This window comes from Streptomyces sp. NPDC037126 (assembly GCF_055605965.1).
Window position 1 is genome coordinate 1 of the sequence record NZ_JBVJTD010000048.1, and the last position, 22,358, is coordinate 22,358.

The 22,358-nt window shown below is 69.9% G+C and carries 23 protein-coding genes and 1 pseudogene; 14 read left to right on the forward strand and 10 right to left on the reverse strand.

Translation table 11 applies throughout. The features are described from left to right. A pseudogene (locus ACZ7FF_RS43170) lies at positions 1-93 on the forward strand (transglycosylase SLT domain-containing protein); the annotation flags it as partial. Positions 94-154: 61 nt separating this feature from the next. Here ACZ7FF_RS43170 and ACZ7FF_RS43175 read toward each other — a convergent pair. From ACZ7FF_RS43175 to ACZ7FF_RS43190, 4 genes are all read right to left on the reverse strand, one after another. Continuing rightward, entirely contained in the window at positions 155-1,012 is an 858-nt protein-coding gene (locus ACZ7FF_RS43175) for an acyl-CoA thioester hydrolase/BAAT C-terminal domain-containing protein (RefSeq protein ID WP_470820006.1), read from the reverse strand. Positions 1,013-1,064: 52 nt separating this feature from the next. Next, positions 1,065-1,964, reverse strand: a complete 900-nt coding sequence (locus tag ACZ7FF_RS43180) for an FG-GAP repeat domain-containing protein (RefSeq protein ID WP_470820008.1) — start codon at positions 1,962-1,964, stop codon at positions 1,065-1,067. A 355-nt stretch (positions 1,965-2,319) separates the two neighbouring features. Further along, entirely contained in the window at positions 2,320-2,772 is a 453-nt protein-coding gene (locus tag ACZ7FF_RS43185; protein ID WP_470820010.1) for a hypothetical protein, read from the reverse strand. Positions 2,773-3,118: 346 nt separating this feature from the next. After that, a complete protein-coding gene (locus ACZ7FF_RS43190) occupies positions 3,119-3,751 on the reverse strand; it encodes a hypothetical protein (protein ID WP_470820012.1) in 633 nt (210 codons plus the stop codon). Positions 3,752-4,150: 399 nt separating this feature from the next. Between ACZ7FF_RS43190 and ACZ7FF_RS43195 the strand changes: the two genes are divergently transcribed. From ACZ7FF_RS43195 to ACZ7FF_RS43210, 4 genes are all read left to right on the forward strand, one after another. Then, positions 4,151-4,390: a DoxX-like family protein gene (locus ACZ7FF_RS43195; RefSeq protein WP_470820014.1), complete on the forward strand. Its 240-nt coding sequence runs from the start codon at positions 4,151-4,153 to the stop codon at positions 4,388-4,390. Between the two features lie 68 nt (positions 4,391-4,458). Then, the gene (locus tag ACZ7FF_RS43200) at positions 4,459-5,307 is read left to right on the forward strand and encodes a BtaA family protein (protein WP_470820016.1); all 849 of its coding nucleotides are present in this window, start codon (positions 4,459-4,461) and stop codon (positions 5,305-5,307) included. Beyond that, complete coding sequence (locus tag ACZ7FF_RS43205; RefSeq protein WP_470820018.1) at positions 5,304-6,098, forward strand: DUF2071 domain-containing protein; 795 nt, start codon at positions 5,304-5,306, stop codon at positions 6,096-6,098. Before ACZ7FF_RS43200 ends, ACZ7FF_RS43205 begins: the two co-directional genes overlap by 4 nt. Further along, on the forward strand, positions 6,095-6,244 hold the full coding sequence (locus ACZ7FF_RS43210) for a hypothetical protein (RefSeq protein WP_470820020.1): 150 nt from the start codon (positions 6,095-6,097) through the stop codon (positions 6,242-6,244). The genes ACZ7FF_RS43205 and ACZ7FF_RS43210 overlap by 4 nt, the downstream gene beginning before the upstream one ends. Here ACZ7FF_RS43210 and ACZ7FF_RS43215 read toward each other — a convergent pair. The 4 genes from ACZ7FF_RS43215 to ACZ7FF_RS43230 form a co-directional block, all read right to left on the reverse strand. Continuing rightward, positions 6,241-7,467 (reverse strand): glycosyltransferase, encoded by a 1,227-nt coding sequence (locus tag ACZ7FF_RS43215; RefSeq protein ID WP_470820021.1) that lies wholly within the window; start codon positions 7,465-7,467, stop codon positions 6,241-6,243. The genes ACZ7FF_RS43210 and ACZ7FF_RS43215 overlap by 4 nt on opposite strands. Beyond that, positions 7,464-8,264 carry a MerR family transcriptional regulator gene (locus ACZ7FF_RS43220; RefSeq protein ID WP_470820058.1) on the reverse strand — a complete coding sequence of 267 codons (801 nt, stop codon included), beginning with the start codon at positions 8,262-8,264 and terminating at the stop codon, positions 7,464-7,466. The genes ACZ7FF_RS43215 and ACZ7FF_RS43220 overlap by 4 nt, the downstream gene beginning before the upstream one ends. A 158-nt stretch (positions 8,265-8,422) precedes the next feature. Further along, entirely contained in the window at positions 8,423-9,163 is a 741-nt protein-coding gene (locus ACZ7FF_RS43225; protein WP_470820023.1) for a VOC family protein, read from the reverse strand. A gap of 733 nt (positions 9,164-9,896) precedes the next feature. Beyond that, positions 9,897-10,820, reverse strand: a complete 924-nt coding sequence (locus ACZ7FF_RS43230; RefSeq protein WP_470820025.1) for an alpha/beta hydrolase — start codon at positions 10,818-10,820, stop codon at positions 9,897-9,899. A gap of 67 nt (positions 10,821-10,887) precedes the next feature. Between ACZ7FF_RS43230 and ACZ7FF_RS43235 the strand changes: the two genes are divergently transcribed. From ACZ7FF_RS43235 to ACZ7FF_RS43255, 5 genes are all read left to right on the forward strand, one after another. Beyond that, a complete protein-coding gene (locus ACZ7FF_RS43235; protein ID WP_470820027.1) occupies positions 10,888-11,364 on the forward strand; it encodes a MarR family winged helix-turn-helix transcriptional regulator in 477 nt (158 codons plus the stop codon). 195 nt (positions 11,365-11,559) lie between these two features. Then, entirely contained in the window at positions 11,560-12,636 is a 1,077-nt protein-coding gene (locus tag ACZ7FF_RS43240) for a fatty acid desaturase family protein (RefSeq protein WP_470820029.1), read from the forward strand. Positions 12,637-12,965: 329 nt separating this feature from the next. Further along, positions 12,966-13,403, forward strand: a complete 438-nt coding sequence (locus ACZ7FF_RS43245; protein ID WP_470820032.1) for a DUF1003 domain-containing protein — start codon at positions 12,966-12,968, stop codon at positions 13,401-13,403. Between the two features lie 150 nt (positions 13,404-13,553). Then, on the forward strand, positions 13,554-14,249 hold the full coding sequence (locus ACZ7FF_RS43250) for a glycerophosphodiester phosphodiesterase (RefSeq protein WP_470820034.1): 696 nt from the start codon (positions 13,554-13,556) through the stop codon (positions 14,247-14,249). A gap of 331 nt (positions 14,250-14,580) precedes the next feature. Beyond that, entirely contained in the window at positions 14,581-15,519 is a 939-nt protein-coding gene (locus ACZ7FF_RS43255) for an alpha/beta fold hydrolase (RefSeq protein ID WP_470820036.1), read from the forward strand. Between the two features lie 110 nt (positions 15,520-15,629). Here ACZ7FF_RS43255 and ACZ7FF_RS43260 read toward each other — a convergent pair whose 3' ends face one another. Next, positions 15,630-16,853, reverse strand: coding sequence for an alpha/beta hydrolase family protein (locus tag ACZ7FF_RS43260; RefSeq protein WP_470820038.1), 1,224 nt, complete (start codon positions 16,851-16,853; stop codon positions 15,630-15,632). 91 nt (positions 16,854-16,944) lie between these two features. On the opposite strand from ACZ7FF_RS43260, the gene ACZ7FF_RS43265 reads away from it, so the two are divergent. Next, complete coding sequence (locus ACZ7FF_RS43265) at positions 16,945-17,538, forward strand: TetR/AcrR family transcriptional regulator (RefSeq protein WP_470820040.1); 594 nt, start codon at positions 16,945-16,947, stop codon at positions 17,536-17,538. 244 nt (positions 17,539-17,782) lie between these two features. Here the strand turns inward: ACZ7FF_RS43265 and ACZ7FF_RS43270 are convergent, their stop codons facing one another. Further along, the gene (locus ACZ7FF_RS43270; RefSeq protein ID WP_470820042.1) at positions 17,783-19,153 is read right to left on the reverse strand and encodes a HEAT repeat domain-containing protein; all 1,371 of its coding nucleotides are present in this window, start codon (positions 19,151-19,153) and stop codon (positions 17,783-17,785) included. A 231-nt stretch (positions 19,154-19,384) separates the two neighbouring features. On the opposite strand from ACZ7FF_RS43270, the gene ACZ7FF_RS43275 reads away from it, so the two are divergent. From ACZ7FF_RS43275 to ACZ7FF_RS43285, 3 genes are all read left to right on the forward strand, one after another. After that, complete coding sequence (locus tag ACZ7FF_RS43275) at positions 19,385-19,903, forward strand: gluconokinase (protein WP_470820060.1); 519 nt, start codon at positions 19,385-19,387, stop codon at positions 19,901-19,903. 23 nt (positions 19,904-19,926) lie between these two features. Further along, a complete protein-coding gene (locus ACZ7FF_RS43280) occupies positions 19,927-20,877 on the forward strand; it encodes a DUF389 domain-containing protein (RefSeq protein ID WP_470820044.1) in 951 nt (316 codons plus the stop codon). A 200-nt stretch (positions 20,878-21,077) separates the two neighbouring features. Further along, on the forward strand, positions 21,078-22,091 hold the full coding sequence (locus ACZ7FF_RS43285; protein WP_470820046.1) for a GAF domain-containing protein: 1,014 nt from the start codon (positions 21,078-21,080) through the stop codon (positions 22,089-22,091). Positions 22,092-22,358 lie beyond the last annotated feature (267 nt).

Here is a 22,358-nt window from a genome sequence, read left to right on the forward strand (position 1 = left end):
AGCATCAAGGACCCGGTCGCCAACATCACCGCGGCCGCCAACTACGCCGCCCACCGCTACGGCTCCATCGACAACGTCAACTCCGCCTACTGATCAGCGGACCCTGCCCAACGGCGCCCTGTCACCTTCGTACGCGACTCGGCGCGCAGGAGACTCAGCCCCTGCCGCGGAGCATGTCGACGACGTGGGGCCAGGCAGCAGCCCCCAAGAGCACGTCAGCCTCGGGCGTGCCGCCGTATTGGAACTGCGATGACGCCGCCGCAGGGCTCTCGCCAGGCAGACGGGGACGATGTCCGGCGTCGTCGCGCGCGATCAGACGCACGGTGGATCCGGCTGCACGCCGGCGCCTGGCCAGTTGTTCGGCGAAGGGCAGTGACGGCCACATCGCGTCGTCACCGCCCGCGACCAGCAGCAGATCGGCCCGGGCCCGGGCCACGGGAATCTCCGCCGGGCCGAGCAGGTGGGCGAACGTCCGCTCGCTGCGTTCGTACCATCCCCGGATCGCGACCGGCCCGCCGCCCGACTCCGCGGGGGCCCAGGAATCGTCCATCGGGACGAAGGGCAGCGCCTGCCCTCGCCAGGTCCAGCACGAGCGATAGGGGCGCTGCGCTCCATCCCGTCCTGGTCCGACGTTGCACCAGACCCGCGACGTGGGCGACAGAGCGATGACGACGTCCACGCGCGGATCGTGCACTGCGGTCAGCAGCGCTGCCTCGGCCCCCTTCGACGTGCCCAGGACGCCGATGCGCTCCGCCCCGTTCGCCTGGAGGAAGTCGACGGCGGTGGTGAAGGTCTCCAGGGGGATCCCGCAGATCCCCGGAGACTGCCCTGACCCACCGAACCAGCGGATCGACAAAGCCGTCACGCCCTGCCGGGCGAGGATGCGCGCTCTTTCCCGTTCGATGCGCCCGCTGGAACCCGCCAGGACCAGAACGCCGGTGTGGCTGCCGCGGGAGGGTGCGGCCAGAGCTCCTTCCCACGGGTCGACCAACTCGCGCTCGATGACGTCCACATGATCCCCTGTCGGCCTGATCGGACTTGCTGTTCCTCTCGGTGTGGAGCGCCTAGAACAGCTGGGTGTACCCACCCCAGCCCGTGGCGACCGCGGTGCGCGGGCCGAAGGGCGTTCTGGCTGAGCGCCTGCCGGGTGAGAGCCATACGCGGCCGCTGCCGTCCCGGGCGAGCAGGTCCGGCTTGCCGTCGCCGGTGTAGTCGGCGCCGCCGACGAACGCCGTCGCCCACTTCCAGTTGCCGCCCAGCCGGATCGCGGATCCGAACGGCCTGTCGGCCTGACCGGTGCCGGGGTAGAGCCTGAGCACGCCAGTCGTGTCCCGGGACAGCATGTCGGGCCTGCCGTCACCCGTCACGTCGCCGGTGCCCACCAGCGCCGTGACCGAGCCCCAGCTACCGGGAACGCGGACGCGGGGCTTGAAGACGTCCCGGTACTCGGGGCCGTTCTCTCCCCTGAACAGCCACAGCGCGCCCGCCTCGTCGCGGGCGAGCATGTCGCCGTAGCCGCTGCCGGTCAGGTCGCCGACGCCGGTGAGCAGGCTGTAGCCGCGCATGTCCATGCGGAGCGAGTACTCGTGCACGTGGCCGTACCGGTCGGGGACGAAGGCCACCAGCCTGCCGTCGGTGGTGTCGCGCGCGTACGCCGTGCACGACCAGTTCCTCGTCCTGCCGACGTACGTGAAGTTGTCGTGGTGTTCCCAGGTGCCCTGGTCCTGCGCCGCGACCCGTCGGCTGAACGGAGCGTTTGCCGACCCCGTGCCGCGCATCAGCCACATGTGGGACGAGTGGTCGAGCCCGTACACGTCGGCCATCTTGTCGAGGTTGAAGTCCCGTGGACTGCCGGAGCAGGAGAAGAGCGGCGGCGCCGCCTCGGCGCGGTGCGCCGGTGTCGTCGCCATGGCGGCGGTGAGCGCGGCGGCGACGGCGATCAGAGCACGCCAACGAGTTCTCACGTCGTAACCCCCCAGGAAGCGCATGGACGATGCGCAACGAGACCGCGCGGGAAGACCGCGTCGGATGCGGGGGAAAGACTACTGCCGGGGAGCGGCGGCGCACCCATGTTCCCCGCCGCACCTGGTGCGTTGCCGATGTGTCGCAGCGCACCAACGCCGCCTCCGCCCCGCACATGTCCTGAGGCGAGGTGGGGACGGCGAACTCTGCGGCGAGGTGGTGTGTGGTGAACCGGGGGCTGGCGGTTGAGGTATCGGCCATGGCGCGACAGCGGGGCCGTGCAGGAGCACCCTGCCGACCCCGCCGCCCGGCCGGACGCCGCCGTTACGTCCGGCTCCAACCCCGCATCAGCTCACGTCAACTGACCTTCACGGTGACGGGCGAGGAGTGGAACGTACCGGACTTGGCCGCCACCCGGACCTGTTCGGTGCCCTTGTTGGTGAAGGTCCGCTTGATCGTGTAGGTGCCGTTCTTGTTGACCGCCGCCGTGGTCTTCAGGGTCGTCCACTTGCCGTTGTGCATGTGCTGGAGCGCCAGCGTCGAACCGGCCTTGATGCCCTTGACCCGGCCGGTGAACACCACGGTGTTGCCCACCTTGACGGCCTTGTGGTTGGCCGAGACGGTGATCGAGCCCATGGCGGTCGGCATCCGCGAAGGCTTCTTCGTCGGCATGCCGGTACGGGTCACGGAGGGCTTGGGGTTCGGCGTCCCGGGCGCGGCGACGGCTTCGGCCGCACCGGTCGACAGCAGGGCGGCGGACAGGGCTCCGGCGGCGAGCGCACGGGCACGGCGGCTTCGGGTGGAGCTCATTGTGGGTCTCCTGTTTTTCGTCGGAGTTCCCCCCTGGGAGCGAGTCGGCCGTTCGGGGCGGCTCGCGAATCCAGGCTGGCTTGAGCGCGGCGGAGCGGCATGTCGGAACGGGTGCGTGAGCCGTTGAAACCTCTATTGTTTTCGGTAAAGCCGCAGGTTGGGCACGTTTCCTTGAGGCCACCCCCCTTACCTTGTTCTCACCTTCTGTCGCTGAATTGGCCGAACGCGATCACAGACAGTAATTTAGATGGAAAGCCCATGGAAAGCCCATGGAAAGCCCCGTGGAACGACCGGTCCGGCCCGGGCCGGATCCCCGGCCGCTGGGCCGGGGAGCACGTCGTTCGGCTCAGGAAGACTGCGTCTTCTCTCCCTGGGCGCTCTGCTGCGGGGTGTCCGGGGAGGTGTAGAAGACCGAAGTGCCCTGCTTGGTGCGCTGGGCGAGGTTCTTGGCCACGAGTCCTTCGAGAGTGGTCCGCACGACGGTGGCCTTGGTCGCGCGTTCGGGGTGTGTCTTGCCGAGTGCGGTGGTGACTTCCGCGGCGGAGCGCGGTTCGCTCTGCTGGGCGAGGTGACTGCGAACGAGTTCCACCAGGGTGGGCTTGGCCGGCTTCGCGGCCGCGTCCTTGGCCTTGGGCAGTTTGGCCGCGGGCTTCTGGGTCGTGGTGCGACCGGCTTCGGTGGGGGACTTGCGGGCACGTGGCTGCTTGGCCGTCGCCGACTTCGCCGCGCGCTTGCGGGGAGATGGTGCGGTGCCGCCCAGGTCGGCGGCAGGCTCGGCCGGCGCCACCGGTCCGCCGAGTGCCTGCTGCACGTTCACCAGCACCGAGTGGTCGCGCTGCAGCGCGGCCAACTGCGTTTCCAGCGCGCTGATTTCCTCGCGGAGACGGTCCTGTTCCTTGTCATTGCGTTCGAGGTCACTGCTCACTTGGGCGAAGTACTGCGAAGCGATCTCGGAGGCGGAGGCGGTGCTCTCGGGCATGGAATTCACTCTTCCTCGGTTTGCGGCAGTGCGGGAAGGCACTGCTCGGGACAGGGCTGTGTGACAGCGGGTTGCAGCTGCTATCAGGTGCCCCGGTGAAGAGATAGTACGGAGAAACAAGGTGAGTTGTTCCCGGCGCGGCGGCATTTTGGTTCAGCGACCCGGGCGACTTGGGGGAGATGTGCGTCTTGATGAACCTGCCTCCGGTGCGGTCGGCGGGGGCGCCGTTCGCCCGGTCCCGGGCAACAGGCATCCTCGTCATGTGGGGAACACGTGGCGGGGGCGGGCGGCGCGGTGGGCGATCGCCTTGGTGTGGTTCTACGAGGGGTTTTGGTGCAAGGTCTGGCCGGGGCGGGAGGATCACCGGGCGATCGTGGGCGACGTGCCGTACCTGCCGGGGTGGGCTGTGCCGGGGGTGCTCGTCGGAATCGGCCTGGCGAGGTCGCGATCGGCATATGGGTGCTCAGCGGCTGGCGCGGGCGGGCGGTCGCACTCGTACAGACCTTCCTGGTGGCGGCGTTCAACCTGGGCGGTCTGCTGTTCAGCCCGGGGCACATGGCTGAGCCGGGACGGCTGTTGACACAGGGCGTGGCGTTCCTGGCCCTCATCTGGATGGTGACCTGGACGGCGGACGCATGAGCGGGACACCATGGGCGTGAGGTCGGCTGCTCGGCGGATTCGGCGGCCCCCGCCTGCTGTTCGGGCGGATGTACGAGGACTGTGGTGTCGAGCTGGCGGTCTTCCCGCCGTCAGGCGCTCGAGTGCTGTGCATCGCGTCGGCGGGGGACACGGCCGCGGCGCTCGACTCGGCTGGGTACGAGGTGTCGGCCGTCGACATCAATCCGGTGCAGTTGGAGTACGCACGCGAGCGCCTGGCCGGCGGTGAGGCCCGGGAGGGCGCGGCGGAGGCGGTCATGCGCCTGGGCCGGGGCGCCGCGGCGCGGCTGCTGCCCGCCTGGCGACCGGAGGAGCTGCAGGGCTTCCTGGCACTGGACGATCCGGGGGAGCAAGCGCGCCCCTGGCGGCAGGAGTTGGACACCCCGGGTCTGCGACGGCTGATGCGCATCGCGCTTCGCCCCGGCGGAGCCCTGGCCATGGCGCTGCGTCCGTCCTTCGCAGGTGTCGTTCCGGCACGCTTCGACGAGGTGTTGCGGCGACGCCTCGAACGGACGGTGTGCAGGCACCCCAATGCGCACAACCCCTGGCTGCGGCGGCTGCTGACCGGTGCCGCGCCGGACACCCCGCCGCTGTGCGCACCGGGTGTCCGGCTGGTCCACGGCGATGTGGTCCAGGTGCTGGAGCAGGCACCCCGGGGCGGCTATGACGCGGTGACGCTGTCGAACGTTCTGGACGGACCCGACCCCGGCTTCACCCGCCGGCTGCGAGCCGCCGTACGGCACGCGGTGCGGCCCGGCGGAGTGGTGGTGCTGCGCAGCGCCAGGGAGCCGGGACCGGGCGGCCAGGGCTGGGCGGCGGAGGACTGCTCGGCCCTGTGGGGCGTGGTACGGGCGGTGCGTCTCGGGGACGCGGCCGCGGATCGGAGGATCGAGCCTTGAGACACCTGTTGCAACGCCATCCCATGGCGATCCGCACCCACTTCGCCCACTCGCTGGTGCTGAGGTACGCACTGCCCGCCGAGGCACTGAGACCGCTGGTGCCGCCGGGCCTGGGACTGGAGACCTACGGGGAGCACGGGTTCGTCGCGGCCGCGCTGGTGGACACCCGCGCCCTGCGGCCGGCGGCACTGCCCGCCCGTTTCGGCTCCGACTACCTGCTCACCGGCTACCGCGTCTTCACCCGGTTCCGCACCCCTGGCGGGCGTGTGATGCGGGGCCTGCGGATCCTGCGCAGCGACACCGACCGCAGGCTGATGGTGTTCGGCGGCAATCTGCTGACCCGCTACAACTACCGCCTGGCCCGGATCAGCACCCGAGTCGCTGAGAACTCGCTGGAGTTCCGTGTGGACAGCGCCGACGGCCTGGCGGACCTGCACGTGCGGGCCGATCTCGGCAGTGCGCCCGCGCCGCTGCCCGCGGAAAGCCCCTTCGCGGACGCGCGCGCCTCCCGGCGCTTCGCGGGCCCGCTCCCGTACACCTTCGAGTACGAACCGCAGACCCGGTCGATCATCGTGATCAAGGCGTTCCGCACGCACTGGGACCCGCAGCCGGTCTCGGTCGACGTCCACCGCCTCGGCGAACACGCGGCGGTCTTCGGCCCGGGCGCCTGGCATTTCCTGCCCCGCGCGGAGTGGCTCCGACTGGCCGCTCACGCCGGGCTGCGCCCCGAAGCCGAGATCCGCGTCGCGGGCCTGGTCACCGGGCTCGCCTTCGCCAAGGGGCAGCCGTGACTCATCTGCTCGGGCTCACCACGCAGCTGCGCCTGGTAGGACTGGCTCTCATCGGGATGGGACTCTTTCATGTGGCGCTGCCCCGCATCCTGGGCTGGCCGGGCGACCTCACCGGCAGCAGCCTGCTGACCCGCCAGGCGTCCTAGTTGAGTGTCACCAGCTGCTGAACAGCCTTGAGGGTCCGGCCCGCTCCGTCTTCGGTCGCCATGTGCTGGGCGCCCCGTGCGGCGGCTCGGCTGTATGACTGTTGCGTGATCACCTGGCCCAGTGCGTCGGTGAGCCGTTCGGCAGTGAGGGAGCGGAAGGGGATCGGGTCGGTGGCGGCCCCCAGGGCGGCCAGCCGACGTGCCCAGAACGGCTGGTCGGCGGTGACCGGCACGGTGACCGCGGGCACTCCGGCGCGCAGCGCCGCGGCCGACGTGCCTGCCCCGGCGTGGTGGACCACCGCGGCCATCCGCGGGAACAGCAGGGCGTGCGGTACGTCCCCGACGCTGAGGACGTCGTCGTAGCCGTCGGCGGCGAGCCCGGCGCTGCCTGCTTGGAGGATGCCGCGCCGTCCTGCGCGGCGCAGCGCTCGTACGGCGATCTCGCTGAGGCGTTCGCCGTCGCCGGCCGCCATGCTCCCGAAGCCGATGAAGACCGGCCGGGGACCTGCGCCCAGGAAGTCCTCCACGTCTGCGGGCAGCCGTTCGGACGCGTCGTGACGGGGCCACCAATTGCCCACCACTTGCAGGCCGGAGCGCCAGTCGGAGGGGCGAGGCACCAGCGCCGTGCTGAAGCCGTGCAGGATGGGCCAGTTCGTCTGTTCCTGCCGTCGGCGCATCGCCGCGGCGGAAGCCCGCGGCAGACGCAGGCGGTGACGCAGTCGTGCCACCGCCTGTTCGTAGAGGCGGTCGGCCATGCGGAGAGCGAGGCGGCCGGCCGTGCGGTTCGCGTGGCGACCCAGAGAGCGGAGACCTGTGACGACGGGCGGGAAGTCGCCGGTCGGCGTGCTGGGTTGGAGGTACACGCCGAGGCTCGGCGTGCCGGTCGCCTCGGCGAAGTGCCAGCCGAGCGGGGCCGTGGTGGTGGACAGCAGAAGCAGATCCGTGCCCTCGGCCATCGCGTCGGCGAAGCCCTCGCCCAGCTCGGTGATGAACGCGGCAGCGGCGCGCATCAGCTCACGTTTGCCCGTGACCCCGCCGCTCGCCTTCCCCCGGGGGTCGGCGGGGAGACTGCGGAAGGCCAGCCCGGCGTCGGCCGCGAGGGGCGCGTAAGCGTCAGTGGTGGCGAGCGTGACCTCGTACCCGGCTTGGCGCAGTTGTGCGCCAAGTCCCGTGTAGGGCGCTACGTCGCCCCGAGATCCGGCCGCCGCGATCAGGATCCTCATCGGTTCTCCTCGGGGTCGGTACGGTCCGCCGTGTGGCGGGCCCCGTTGGCGTGTACCGCCTTGCGCAGGTAGGAGGCCAGACCGGGTCGTTGCTGCGACGGTGGTACGACCAGGGCGAAGGCGCGTGGGTCGGCGACGAAGTCGTCCGCGATGCGCCGGTGCATGGCGGGTGCGCAGGAGGTGAACCAGCGCGAGATGTGCAGGCGGTGCTCCTCGGCGAGGTCCATGGCCCGCTCGCCGTCGTTCGGCTCGCCGTCGTCGAAGGCCGCGAGCAGCTCGGCGCGCCAGGCGGCCAACTCGCCCATCAGCTGCCGCCAGTCCTCCTTGGTGTGGGCGGCCGCGTGCGCCATGGCCTCGCGCTGTCCCTCCGACCGCGCCCACTTCAGCTCGGCCTCGGTGGCGTAGCTCAGGTCGAAGGTGACCTCGCCGAAGACCTCGAAACGTTCCTGTGGTGTCAGTGACACACCGGTCTGCTGGACTTCTATCGCCCGCTCCGCCACTTCGGCCAGCCGCTGCAACCTGGCGATCTCCTCGCCCAACTGCCGCTGCCGCTCTCGCAGACGCTTCACGGCGTCGGCCTGCGGGTCGTTGAGGATCGCGGCGATCTCATCGAGGGAGAAGCCGAGTTCGCGGAAGAAGAGGATCTGCTGGAGACGGACCAGGTCCGCCTCACTGTAGAGCCGGTAGCCGGCGTCGCTGCGACCGCTGGGCGAGAGCAGTCCCGCCTTGTCGTAGTGATGCAGAGTACGCACCGTGACCTTGGCGAAGGCCGACACCTGCCCCACGGAGTAGCTCATCCACCTGCCCTTTCGTCGGCTCATAGCCTCAAGCCTGACGTAAGGGGAGGGTCAAGTTGTCATGTGTCACCGCGTGCGGCGGGTCGTGCGGGCACCGACGGCCCACCGGCTCCGGCAGTCCACCGGGGGCACGATCCGGCAGTTGGCGTTCAGGCTCGTCAGGATGGGGCGAGGACGCAGAACTCGTGGCCCTCCGGGTCGGCCAGGCACGTCCACGGGACGTCGCCCTGGCCGAGGTCGAGGTCGATGGCGCCGAGCGCCCGCAGCCGGGCCACCTCCGTTGCCATGTCGTCACCGGGATGCGGCAGCAGGTCGAGGTGGACGCGGTCTGGCACGGTCTTCACGTCGGGCGTGCGCAGGAACTCGAGATACGGGCCGGCTCCCTTGGCGGAGCGCAGCACCGCATGATCGTCGGCCACCTCGTGCAGGGTCCAGTCCAGCGCCTCGTCCCAGAACCGTGCCATGGCCCGCGGATCCACGCAGTCGACCACCACCGCGGCGATCGGCCCGGTGTCCCGGTACATCTCCCGAGGCTCCAGCACGCAGAACTCGTTGCCCTCGGGGTCGGCGAGGACCGTCCACGGCACATTGACCTGGCCCACGTGGACGGGCGTCGCACCACGAGCCTGCAGGCGCGCGACCAACTCCGCCTGATGGGCGGCCGAGGTGGTGGCGAGATCGATGTGTACACGGTTCTTCGTCGCCGTCTTGGGTTCCGGGACGGGAACGACGTCGACGCCGACGGCGACCGGGTCCGGCCAGACGAGGCCGCCCGCGGGTCCGACGTAGGTGGTCACGCCGGGGCTGTAGGCACTCCAGCCGAGCGCCTCCGCCCAGAACCGGCCGACCGCCGAGGCGTCAAGAGCCTTGATGTTCACGTGAACAGGTCGCAGTGCCATGTCGGCAATCCTATGCACCCACTCCGCGACGACATCCGCACCGTCGCCCGACGGGATCGACCCGCCGGTTCTGTCGGTCGGCAGGGTCGTGCGGGTGCCGATCCAGCACCTCGACAGGTCTGGAACCACGGCTCCCCGCACACCGCGACCCCCTCTGTGCGAGACGCGGCTCGCGCCTTGAGGAGGACGGCTCCCAGTGCCCACGTGGCCAGTCCGCGCCTCCTGGCGGAAGCCCGAACGCTGTAGCCGATGTGTCCACCGGCCTCCAGCAGAAAGGCGTTCAGACAGTGCCGAAGGCCGATGGCACCCAAGTAGGTCTCGTCGTCGACGATCCACCAGTGGGTGGCGTGGACGCGCCCTTCCCCGACCGGCAGCGACCGGTCCGACTGCCGGCGCAGTCGCTGGACCCATGCGGCGTACCCCGTCGGGCTGTCAAGGTCGTCGTCTTCGGCCAGACCCAGGCCGGCCCCGTCTTGATGGGAACCCGGCTGCCCCTCGTCGCGCGCCGCGAGCCACGAGGAATGCAGCCGTTCCGTGGGGGCGATCAGTTCAGCCATGCGGGTGACGGTAACACTCGGATCACACACTCGAACACAACTGATCGGCCAGGAAGGGGAGTTCGTCGAGACCCCCACCGGTCGGCGAACCCGCCTCCGGGGCCGGGGGAGCGCGAGGAGAACGGCGAGCCGGAGCCGGGTGCGGCCCGTGGTCCGTGCGAGACCGGCCGTCTGCCTCAGCCTGCCGTCGTGTGGGCCGTGTCCCTCGTCCGGATGCGTTGGCTGAGAAAGAGAGCGGCCCGGTCCAGTGCTTCCTCGGATTCGTCCAGGACGCCGGCGAAGGCCTGGAAGACATGGGGAACGTCGGCGGTGATGTCCAGGATGACGTCCACCCCGGCTGCCCTCGCGCGCGTGGCCAGGCGTGTGGAGTCGTCCAGGAGCATCTCGTTGGTGCCCGCCTGCAGGAGCATCGGAGGGAAGCCGGTCAGGTCGGCGAGGACGGCGGGACTGAGCATGGACTGGTGCGGGTCCTGTCCCGCGAGGTACATGGCTCCGGTGTGTTCCATGCCTTCACGCGTGAAGTAGGGGTCGACGCCCGCCTTGGTGTCCATGCTCTCGCCTGTCCGGGTCATGTCGAGTCCGGGGGAGAAGGCCACGATCGCGGCCGGCATGGGCAGACCCGCGTCGCGGGCGGCGAGGCAGACGGTGACGGTGAGGCCGCCACCGGCGGAGTCCCCGGCGAACGCGATCTGCGAAGGCTCTTCACCGCTGTCGAGAAGTGCGCGGTAGGCGCTCAGCCCGTCGTCGATCGCGGCCGGAAACGGATGCTCGGGGGCGAGTCGGTAGTCCAGCGAGAACGCTCTGAGTCCGGTTCTGGACACCAGGTTCCCCGTCAGCGACATCGCCGTCTCCGGTGAACCGACCACGTAGGAGCCGCCGTGAAAGTAGAGGATCGTCCCGGCCCTCGCAGGCCTCGTCGGCTCGACGAGCACCGCGGGCCGGTCGCCGAGCGTCGCGGTCCGGGTGCGTATCCCGGTCGGGACGATCATTTCGGACATCATCGTCCTGAACCCGGCTCGGAGTTCCTCCACCGACCGAGGGCCTTCGGGGTGGGGTCGCCGGACCATCGTGTCGATCTCCGCGCGTTGTTGCCTGCTCATGGTCGCCTCCATCGTGAGTGCATGCCGGGGAACTATATGCCGTGGAATGTAGGTTACGATATATGCCATGGCATCTAAGTCACGTGGTGGCCGGGTCGACCTCCCGGGCTTCTTCGCCGATCTCGTCCGCTGCGAGACGCGCCTCTACAACGCGCTGAACGACCGCCTCCGCGAGCGGCACGAAATCTTCACCTCGCAGTTCGAGTTCCTGCGCTTCCTGCGCGACCACCCCGGGTCCCGGGTGGCGGACCTCGCCGCCGAGTTCGCCATCGGGATCGGTGCGACCAGCAAGGGCATCGACCGCCTGGAGAAACAGGGGTGGGTGACACGGCAGACCAATCCGGCGGATCGCCGCTCGTCACTGCTGGACCTGACCGACGACGGCCGGCGACTCGCCGACGCGGCTGCGGCGACCTTCACCGAGACGCTGACCGAGCTGACCGCGGACGCCCTCGGCGGTCCCTCAGGACTGGCCGCCGTGCAGGTCCTGTCGCAGCTGCGCTCCGTGCTCGAACGCGACCAGATCGGCGTGCCCACAGGCTGACCGGGAGGCGCATCCGGGGCGACCGTCCGTGCACCGGGACACTCGTCGAGAGCCGTAGCAGGAGCCCGGTCAAGGGGGCCTGGACTGCCGTCACATCCGGGGGATAACCCCCGGTGGCCATGGGGGAATGCCTCGTACGCAGAGGGTGGCTGGCAGGCTTCTGCAGGTCGCGGGGCCGACAGGAGACTTTGGGGCATGACGACCTCCCCCGATGTCTCCGTGACGGACCAGGCTGCTCCTGCTCTCACCAAAGGGTCTGGCACTGACGGCGGCAGCGACTTCGCACGGCTCTCCCAACGGATCACCGCCGCCGGCCTGATGCGGCGGCGCCCCGGTTACTACGCGGCACGCATCGGTCTGGTGGTCGCGCTGTACGCGGCGGGGTGGGGAGCCTTCTTCGTTCTCGGCGACACCTGGGGACAGCTGGCCGTGGCGGCCTTCTTGGCCTTCGTGTTCGGGCAGGTCGCCCTGCTCGCACACGACCTGGCCCACCGGCAGGTCTTCCGGCGGCGCCGGCCCAGCGAGATCATGGGCAGGCTGTTCGGGAATCTGGGCGTGGGCATGAGCTACGGCTGGTGGATGAACAAGCACACACGTCACCACGCCAACCCCAATCACGAGGACCTGGATCCCGATGTCGCCCCGGACATCCTGGTGTGGTCCACCGATCAGGCACGTGCCAGTCAGGGCATGGCGCGTCTGATCGGTGGCCACCAGGCCCTGCTCTTCTTCCCGTTGCTGACCCTCGAAGGCTTCAACCTGCACATCTCGAGCCTGAGGGCGCTGCGTTCGCCGTACATGAGGAAGCGAACGCTGGAGGCGGCCCTGCTCCTGCTGCACATCGCGGGTCTGCTGTCCGCGCTGTTCCTGGTGCTCTCCCCGGGCAAGGCGGTGGCGTTCCTCGCGCTGAACCAGTGCCTGTTCGGTGTGTATCTCGGCTGCACCTTCGCCCCGAACCACAAAGGCATGCCCACCTTCACCGGTGACGAGCGGCCCGACTTCCTGCGGCGCCAGGTCCTCACCTCTCGCAACGTACGGGGCGGACTGTTCACCGACGTGATGCTCGGCGGCCTCAACTACCAGATCGAGCACCACCTGTTCCCGAGCATGCCCACGCCCCATCTGCGCCGCGCCCAGGCCGTCGTGCGACAGTACTGCGCCGAAGTCGGAGTGCCCTACCACGAGACCGGACTGTTCCGCTCCTACCGCGAGGCCCTGACCCACCTGCACCGGGTGGGAGAACCGATCAGGCGGCAGCGCAGGGCACGGTGACACGTCCGGCCGGGAGGCCAGGAACCTCGTCACGCACCACGCCGAGCAGATCCGGTGTGCGCAATGTCCGCACTGAGCGACAGGCCCGTCGCCCTCCCGTTGCCGAGATCGGTCGCGAGAGGGCAGGGCCATGGAACGTGACCGGGCTCAGACCGGCGTCGCTCCACCGCCCGACGTATTCGAGGTGTGTCCATCGCCGGTGGTCGCGAGGTTCGATCCCCCCGCCCGTACGCTGTCGGCCGGTGCACCTGGACGGCGGTCGGGAGTGGGCATGGGCGAAGGGGCGAGCGGTCGCGGCGGTCCGAGGGTTCGGGTGGCCTGGCTCTGCGGTGCAGCGCGAGCAGGACGTGCTCGCGCGGATGCGTGGCACCGAGGACCGCATCGCGGACGCGATCACCGCCTTCGCCGGCACCATGCTGTTCGTCTACATCCACGCGGCGTGGTTCACGGTCTGGATCGTGTGCAACGTAGGCGTGTTCGGCCGGGCGGCGGTCTGGGATCCCTTCCCCTTCGGGCTGCTCACGATGATCGTCAGCCTGGAGGCGATCTTCCTGTCCACGTTCGTGATGGTGAGCCAGAACCGCCAGGCCGCTCGCGAGAACGTTCGTGCCGACATCGCCTTCGAGACCAACGTGCGCTCGGAGGTGTGGTCGATCCACATGGGCCGTGCCCTGGGCGTCGACCCGACGGAGGTCGAGCGCAAGGTGCAGGAAGTCCTCGCGGAGAACCGCGCCCGGATGACCGGCTCCGGCCAGTCATCCCAGTAAGAGGGCCTACGACCCGGATGGCCGGCCGCGCGCGCGGTCGGCCGGGCCCACTAGGCTTGGGCACGGCGACGGGCTGTCGCCCGCCGCCAGGCGGGGAGCACGGCACTCGTGCGGCAGCCCCGGACCACCACACACAAGGATGGAAACCGAGTGTCCTTCTTCACCATCGGCCACCGCGGTGTCATGGCCGCCGAGCCGGAGAACACCCTGCGCTCCTTCCTGCGGGCCGAACGCGAGGGGCTGGACGGCATCGAGCTGGACCTGCACCTGAGCAAGGACGGCGAGCTGGTGGTCATGCACGACGAGACCCTGGACCGCACGACGGACGGCTCCGGTCCCATCGCCGACCAGAAGTTGCGCAAGCTCAAGAAGCTCGACGCGGGCCTCGGCGAGCGCATCCCCACGTTCCTGGAGGTACTGGACGCCGTCGGGCCGACGCTGCCGATCCAGGCGGAGATCAAGGACGTGGCCGCCGCCCAGTCGCTGGCCAAGGTACTCACCGACCGCGGTCTGCTGGACCGGGTCTCGGTGCTGTCGTTCCACGACGTGGCACTGATCGAGATCCACAACCTCCTCCCGCAGGCCCGCACCGTGCTGGTGGCAGGCCCCAGCGCGCACCGCGACACCTTCGTCGGCCGCGCCCAGAAGGTCGGTTCCACCCTGGTGAGCGTGGAGCTGCGCCAGCTGAACCGGGCCATCGTGGAGAAGTGCGGCGCCGCCGGCATCGACGTGATGGCCTGGACCGTCAACGACGAGCGGGACCTGGCGCTCGCCCGGTCGCTCGGCCTGGTGGGGTGCGTGACCGACCAGCCGGGCATGAAGCGGCTGGTCGAGGCCACGGCCTGACCTCAGGGCCCGGGACCGAACCGGCCGCCGGTGCGGTCGGACGAGGACAGGCACTCGTCCCCTGCCGTCGTCTGCCGTGTGCCATGCGGCGGCCGGGCGCAAACAGAGGGGGAGGAAACGGTACGGACGGCCCGTCGGCGCAGTCGCGGCGGCGGACCCCGACCCGCCGCCGGGCCGGGCATACGTCGCGGCACCGTCCGGGGCGATCACCGCGCCGTGGCCCTCGCTGCTCCCCACGACCGCGCCGGCATCGATCCAGGTCGACACGCCTCCCATGACGGCACATCAGCAAGGTTGCCACCAGATGAAGTTGAGTGCGTGGTGGCGGACGATGAGCAATGGCTTCCGTGAAACTCATGCTCGTTCGAAGCTCATCGGTGCGTATCGTCGTTGTGAAGTGTCGGGTGACGGTGCGGGAGGACGAGTCGGCGTGTCTCTGGGCGACGAGGTGTGTTGGACGGGGTCGGGAGTCAGGCTGCGGCGGGTCTCGCAGGGTGAGGGTCGGTGGAACTGGTTGTTCGTCCCGGGTGGACCTGGGCTGGGGTCGGAGTCGTTGCTGGGACTGGCCCGTACGGTCAGGGTGCCGGGCTCGGCGTGGCTGGTCGATCTGCCCGGTGAGGGTTCCAACCGCGGTGGTCCGCAGGTTCCCGCTCGACCCTATGAGCGTTGGCCGGATGTGCTGGCCGAGGCCGCCGAAGCGTTGGACGAGGTGGTCATGGTCGGTCATTCCACCGGTGGGATGTTCATGCTGTCCGTACCCGAGCTCGAGGAGCTGCTCGCCGGAATGGTCCTGGTGAGTAGTGCTCCGCATGCCGGGTGGCGTGATGCCTTCGGCAGGTGGGCCCAGGCGCACCCGCTCCCGGGCCTGGCGCCGGCCGCCGTCGCCTACGGGCAGCAGCCGGGCGACGAGACCCTGCGTGCGCTCACGCTGGCGGCGGCGGAGTGGAACTTCACCCCGGCAGGACTGGCCGCCGGCCGTGCCCTGCTGGAAGGGCTGCCCTACTGTCATGCCGCCGCGGCCTGGGCGGACGCCCGCTTCGACGACACGTACGAGTCCCGGTGGAGGCCGCACGGCAGCACGGTTCCCACGCTGATCGTCAGTGGCTCCGAGGACCACGTCGTGGACCAGAGCCTGTGGCAGGACGATCCGGCCTTCGCGCAGTCCCACGTACTGCGGCGCACGATCGACGGTGCCGGGCACTTCCCCTGGATCGAGAACTCCCCGGCAGTCCGCGCCGCGTTCGACGAGCTGAGTGCCCAACTGGGCTGATCCTGTCGGCGGGCGCTTCCGAGGTTGCGATCGGCGGTGGAGCCCTTCGTACAGCTCGTCGTCGACCTCGGCCTCGCCTCCTGAGCCATTGGTGTCGGCGGCCGAGGTCCTCAATGGCCGGTGTTGGCGAGGGTGTCGTCGAGCCAGTCGTAGATGCGGGCCTGGGAGAGGCGCATGGCGCCGGGGTGGCAGTGGGCGCCGGCGCCTTCCTCGGCGGTGAAGACCATGAGGGTCTTGGGGCAGGTGAGGTGGTTGTAGAGCTGTTCGGGCTGGCCCTTGAAGAATTCGTCCTCGGCGGCGTCGCAGACGAGGGTGGGGCACTGGATCCGCTCGGCGATGCCGTCTTGGAGGGTGTAGTCGAGGTAGGAGGCGTTGAAGGCGCGGGGGGTGTCGACGCCCATGACGTACATGCCGTGGTTGAGCGCCCAACGGGCGGTCGCGTCCTTGGCCATGATCTTCTCGAAAGTGGCGTCGAGTTCGGGGGCGGACTCCGCACGCAGGAGGCGTTCGGCTTCCTTGCGGTCGCCGGGGATGTTCCGCACGGATGTCTGGCCGAGGTCGTAGATGCCGTCGACGGCTATCAGCGCGGCGAGGCGGTGCTCGAACGCGGCCGCCCGAGGGGCCAGGACACCGCCCATGCTGAGGCCGAGCAGCGCGATACGGCTGGGGTCGACCTCGGGGAGTGTTTCAGCGAAGTCCACGACGGGGGTGATGACGTTCTCCCAGTCGGGGCGGAAGACCAAGTCCTGGTGGTGGCGTGGTCCGGGCTGTCCGGGGCCGTCGACGACCAGTACGGTGTAGCCGCGCTCGACCCCGGCCATCGCCCCGAAGAAGTGCATCTCCTCCGCGGTGCCGTCGAACCCGTTGTGCATGATCAGCGTCGGACGGGCTGTGCCGCTGGTGTCGGCCCGGTAGAGGTAGCCGGGCAGGGTGGTGTCTTCGTACGGGATCCGGACCGGCTCGATGATCGGGGTGAACAGCGCCGCCGCTGCCCGGAAGCAGGCCACGCTGCGGTCGTAGGCATGGTCGTGCCGGGGGTCGCAGGGGTGGCCGTGCAGGAAGAACTCCGCCGACCGGTAGTAGTTCGACGCCCGCAGGAACCCGTCCCGGGCGCTGACCTTGTGGCCCGCGTCCAAAGCCTTCTGCGCCTCGCCGGACACCCGGTCGGCGGTGGCCATCCACTCCTTGTACCAGCTGTCGTAGTCGCCCTCGGTGATGCGCCCGGCGGTGGAGACCACCTCGCCGAAGTCGGCGCCGCCGTAGGCGATGTGGCTCATCGAGCGCAGGGTCTCGTACCAGAACTGGGTGTTGTTCGGGAACAGCAGGTTGGTCATGACGCTCTCCTTAAGCACAGATCTGTGCGTACAGCGGCACTGTAGACCCGTCCGGTGCCGCGAAGCAAATATCTGTGCTTACGATGTGGGGGTGACTTCGAAACAGCCGACCCCGCGCATCCGTAAGAGCTCCGAACAGGTCCGCTCGGCCGTCCACCAGGCGGTCATCGACCTGCTGGCCGACCCGGGCGGCGCGGACCTCAACATCCCCGCGATCGCACAACGCGCCGGGGTCAACCACACCAGCGTCTACCGGCGCTGGGGCAGCCGCGAGGCGCTCCTGGCCGACGTGGTCACCACCCGCCTGGAACGGGACTGGCCGCTCAAGGACACCGGAACCCTGCGCGGCGACCTCACCGCATGGGCCGAGGCCGGGGTCGCGAGCATCCGCACACCCGAAGGCCGGCTCCTCGTACGGGCCGTCGCTCTGTCGATGCCGGGCAGCACCGAGGCGCGGGGGGAGCGCACGCAGCAGTTCCAGCGCCGGATCGACGCCATCGAACGCATCCGCGAGCGGGCCACCGCCCGCGGCGAGAACCCACCGCCGCTGGAGCAGATCCTCGACCAACTCGTCGCGCCACTCTACCTACGAGCGATCTTCGGCATCGAGCTTCCGGCCTCCGGCTACCCCGAACTCCTCGTGGACAGGCTGCTCGGCGGCTCAGCCGGGACGGCGACGGCCTAGGCGCGGCTCAGCCGACCGCCTGTCCCGGGGACCCGTGAAGCCGCCGCGCAGGTCCGTACAGCCGTGCTCTGACCGGGCGTTGACCCTGCCGAGACCGAACGGAGACGGCCGTACGGGCGGACCCCCGACATCGCGCCCACCAACTCTCGCCAAAACAGGCTGCATTGACGTCGACACCCCGCTGCAGACGTCACCACCGGGGCGTCCCGGGCGATGCCGTCACCCCTGGCCGAACCGGAAGGCATCAGGTACCGTCCGGCCGGTTGCGCATTCCGTAGTGCCAGTGCGCGGACACGCGGTGGTCGTGATCGAAGCCGGGACCGAGCGTGCCCACCTGTTCGTAGGCATCGTCGGTGCGCGGGTCGTCGCGGACGGCGAGGGCGTAGGCCGCCTCCAGCCGCAGGTTCTGATCCTCCTCGTCCAGCAGGGCGGCGAGAGCGTCCACGACGGCGGCCGTACGGTCGTGGGAGCCGGAAAGGGACTCGGCGGCACGCCGTCGGACGTCGGTGTCAGGATCCCGGAGAAGGGAGAGCAGGCTCTCCCGGGCCGCCGGGTTCAGATCGCGCGGGAAGGCGAAGACTTCGGCGACGGTGTACCGGACACCGGAGTCGGGGTCCCGCGCCAGCGCGAGCAGGGCCGTGGCGGCGGACTCGCTCCGTGGGGTGCGCATCAGGCAGTACGGCACCTTGCGGCGCACGCGCGCGTCCGGATGGTCGACGTACCGGAAGCCGATGGCCTCCTGGCCGGGGTGGTCGTAGTCCGTAAAGGCGTCCAGGACGCCGGCGAGCACCTCGCCGTCCGGCTCGTCGAGCGCCCACTCCGCCAGGAACCCGACGTCCTGCGCTGTGTCCGGACGGTCGTTGAAGTGCGCCAGGAATTGCCGGGACGACAGGACTCTGGCAAGCAACCTGCGGTGGACGGGAGCCGGGTGGTGACGCAGGGCCGCCAGGGCCGGCCAGGCCTGCGGGCTCGTGCGGCAGGCGAGGGCGTAGCTGACGCTGGACCAGTTGGCGTGCAGCTCGTCCGGGTACGGGACGGCGCGCGCCACCAGCTCGGCCACCGGCGGCAGGACGCCGAACGCGCGCTCCAGGTCGGTGAGGACGCCGCTGTGGCCCGCCCGGACGGTGAGCCCGCCGAGGGATACCTCCTCGATGTCCGTGTGCTCGTCGTCCCCGACCTGCCGCCGGATGGCCGGGCCCGAGGCCCCCGTACGGCGGCGTAGTTCCTCTGCCTCCCCGGTCTCGTACCAGCCCCGGGCGAGGTCGAGCAGCCGCTGTCTTTCGGCCTCATCGATCCTGAGCCGCGCGTCCTGGCCCAGCACGGCGTCGACCAGCGCCGGGGAACCGAGGTCGACGGCCCGCAGGAGCGGTGTCGTACCGTCCGGCAGCACGACGCCCGAGTCGGCCCCGCCGTCCGTCAGGGCGTGGGCGGTCTCGTGGTCGAACGCACCCACGGCCGCGCAGAGCAACGGGAGGCCACCGGGGCCCGGGGTGTCCGGATCGGCGCCGTCCTGGACACATGCCCGCACCGCGAGGGAGTCCTTGGCCATGACGGCTGCCACGAGCTGGGCGATTACGTCGTTCGGGCCGCGCAGGTCGTGCTGCGGTGCGGTCATCTTCCCCCCTGGTGATCCCACGGACAGCACGCTACCCGGCGCCGATACCCGGCTCAGCCGATTACTTCGGCCACACAGCGCCGCTTCCTACGAGCCCGCGACCGTCGGTGTGCGGAGTCGCCGGGACGAGCCCCGGGCACGGTCGCTTCATACGGCACGTCCTGGAACGGCAGGTGATAGTGGATGTGCACCGGTCTTCCCCCGTCACCTCAGGGAGGCTCGTTGGCCGGCATGGTCGGCAGTTCACGCGTGGTGATCGTGATGGGTGTGTCGGCGTCGGGGAAATCCACCGTCGGGACATGGCTCGCGCGACGACTCGGCGTGCCGTTCCTGGACGGCGACGACCTGCACCCCGCGGCGAACCGCGCCAAGATGGCGTCCGGGCAGCCCCTCGACGACACCGATCGCAAGCCGTGGCTGGCGGCTTTCACGGAGTGGATTCGAGCGACGACGGCAGGTGGACACGGCGCCGTCGCCTCGTGCTCCGCGCTCAAGCGCGAGTACCGCGACCAGTTCCGGCAGACGGGTGCGGACCTGTGGTTCGTCCATCTCGCTCTGGACCGGGCACTGGCCGGGGAGCGGATCGCCGGTCGCAGGGGACACTTCATGCCCCCGCGGCTGCTCGACTCCCAGTACGAGATTCTCGATCCGTTGCAGGCCGACGAGCCCGGCGTCACCGTCGACGTCTCCGGCGACGCGGAGCAGGTCCTCACGGCGGTGCTGCGCGCGGTGACCGAGCCGAACCGGTAGCCCGCGCCCCACAGGAGGTTCGGATGGACTTGATCCACTTCCGGATGATCATGCCGCCCGCGCTCACCCGACGGGCCGTCGACATGCTGGCCTCGCACGACCGCGTCCTCAATCTGGTGGTCGTGGAATCGGCGCACGTCCCGGAAGGCGACGTGCTCGAGTGCGACGTGGTGAAGGGCGCGGCGAACGGCGTGCTCGGCGGCTTGCGGGAGCTGGGTGTCGACCGAGTGGGCGCGATCGCCGTCGACGACGTCGACCTGATGTTCTCGCACCGTGCGCAACGGATCGAGGAGGACCAGCCGAGCGCGCTCGTCCACGCGCCGCTGTGGGCCGCGGTCGAGGCTCACATCCGGGCCGGGGGGACGTATGCGCCCTCGTTCTACCTGTTCCTCGTCATCGCCGGCCTCATCGGCTCGGTGGGCATCATGACCAACTCGCAGATCCTCATCGTGGCAGCCATGGTGGTCGGCCCCGAATACAACGCCATCACCAGCATCGCGCTCGGGCTCGACCGTCGTAACCGGCGCAGGGTCTGGGAGGGTACACGCGCGCTGACGCTCGGCTTCCTGCTCGCCATCACGGTCACTCTGGGTTTCGCCTTGCTGTCGCGGGGTGCCCGTCTGCAGTCCAAGGCCTTCGAGCTCGGTCTACGGCCCGTTTCCCAGCTCATCGACACACCGGACGCCTTCTCCGTCGTCGTCGCCGTCCTCGCCGGAGTGGTCGGCGTCGTCTCGCTCACGGAGGCACGCGCCAGCGCGCTGCTGGGTGTCTTCATCTCCGTGACCACCATCCCCGCCGCCTCGGACATAGCCGTCTCGCTCGCCTTCGCCGACTGGCACGAGGCAAGGGGCTCGATGTACCAGCTCCTGCTCAACGTGGTCGTTCTCGTGGCCGTGGGAGTCCTCACCCTTCGTCTGCAGCGGCGTCTGTGGCACCGCGCCGCCCGCCGTGCAGCCATGCGACCAGGGCACTAGGAGCGTGCCCGATGCCCGATCGCAGACCCACCACCAAGGAAGTCCGCAGCGCGTCTGATCACTGCTGCACCCAGTGGTGACTCGCAGGTGCCGTCGATCGCAGAGCGGAACCGGCGCCAGGGTCCGGAAACCGGAACTGTCCAGGACTGCCGCCGGGACGTAAACTCATCGCAAAGCACCGGATCGAGGGTGGGGTGCACATGAGCCATTCCCACAACCTTGCGAGGCCACTCGAGCAGGTCACGGCTTCCTACCGTTCCGCTCGGACACGGCCGGCGCGCAAGGTTCCCGTCACACGGAGAGCCGACCAGTTCGCCGCGTGGGTCTCCCTCAACCTGGATGAGCCATCCGCTCTCAAGAACCTGCAGGACGAAGCGGCGGAACTGCGCGACGTCCCCCAGCTGGCCGTGGCACTGCCACGGGTCGCCACGGGAGCCATGACGCTCCTGGGCGCCGAGTTCTGCAACATCCAGTTCGTCGACCCTCGCGACGACTCGCTGGTCCTGGTCACCCAGTCCGGCTTCAACCATGAGTTCCTCGACCACTTCGCGGTGGTCCATGACGACCGCTCCGTCTGCGGACGGGCCGCTTGGCAAGGCGTACAGGCGGTCGCGGTCGACGTCCGTGACGACCCGGTCCTCACACCTCACCAGAAGGTCTTCCGTGCCGCCGGCGTCCGCTCGGTCCAGTCCACGCCACTGGTCGATCACACCGGGCGGCTGATCGGCATCATCTCGACCCACATGTCACAGCCCGGCCGGCCGTCCGAGCAGGATCTCCAGATCATGCAGCTCTATGCCCAGCTAGCGGGAGAGGCCATCGCACGGCACCTGGCCGGAGAGGGCGTGAACGGCCATCGGGCCGACCTCGCCGGCAACGGCACCACCCTCGACCAGCGCCTGGCGCTCCTGGAGACGACCGGTGCCTCGGGCTGGACGGCGCAATGGGCGTACCGGGTGGACGAGCCCTGCGGCATCGACGGATGGCGCACCTACGGCATCCACCCCCATCAGTGGCGCGGAAGCATCGCGGCTTACAACCCGAACCAGGACGCCGCGTACGCCGCGGCCCTCGTGGCCGACGAGCTGAGGGACGAGTGGGACATCCACGGCGCCCCGGTCGCGGGACCCGTACACGTGCACGTCTGGCGCAACTGGGAGGGCACCAGCCGTGACGCGGTCTTCACCATGGAGGTCCATCCGGACACCGAGTGAAGCGGCATCCCACGGTCGACTGAGTGGGGGCTCTGGGGGCTGGGGGAGAGGGAGCGGCATCACCTACGCAGGACGGACACGCCTGGCTGCCGAGGTATACGGACTCTCGTGGCCTGGCTGACGGGGGATACGGACCCTCTGGCTGACGGGTGATACGGAATCGCCCCGGTGGCCGCACGACGAACCGTGATGGTGTTGCCTTCGACGGAGGCATCCCCACCGAGGCCTGCAACCGGGCGCCGCGTACCTCGCGAGCACGGCAGCCCG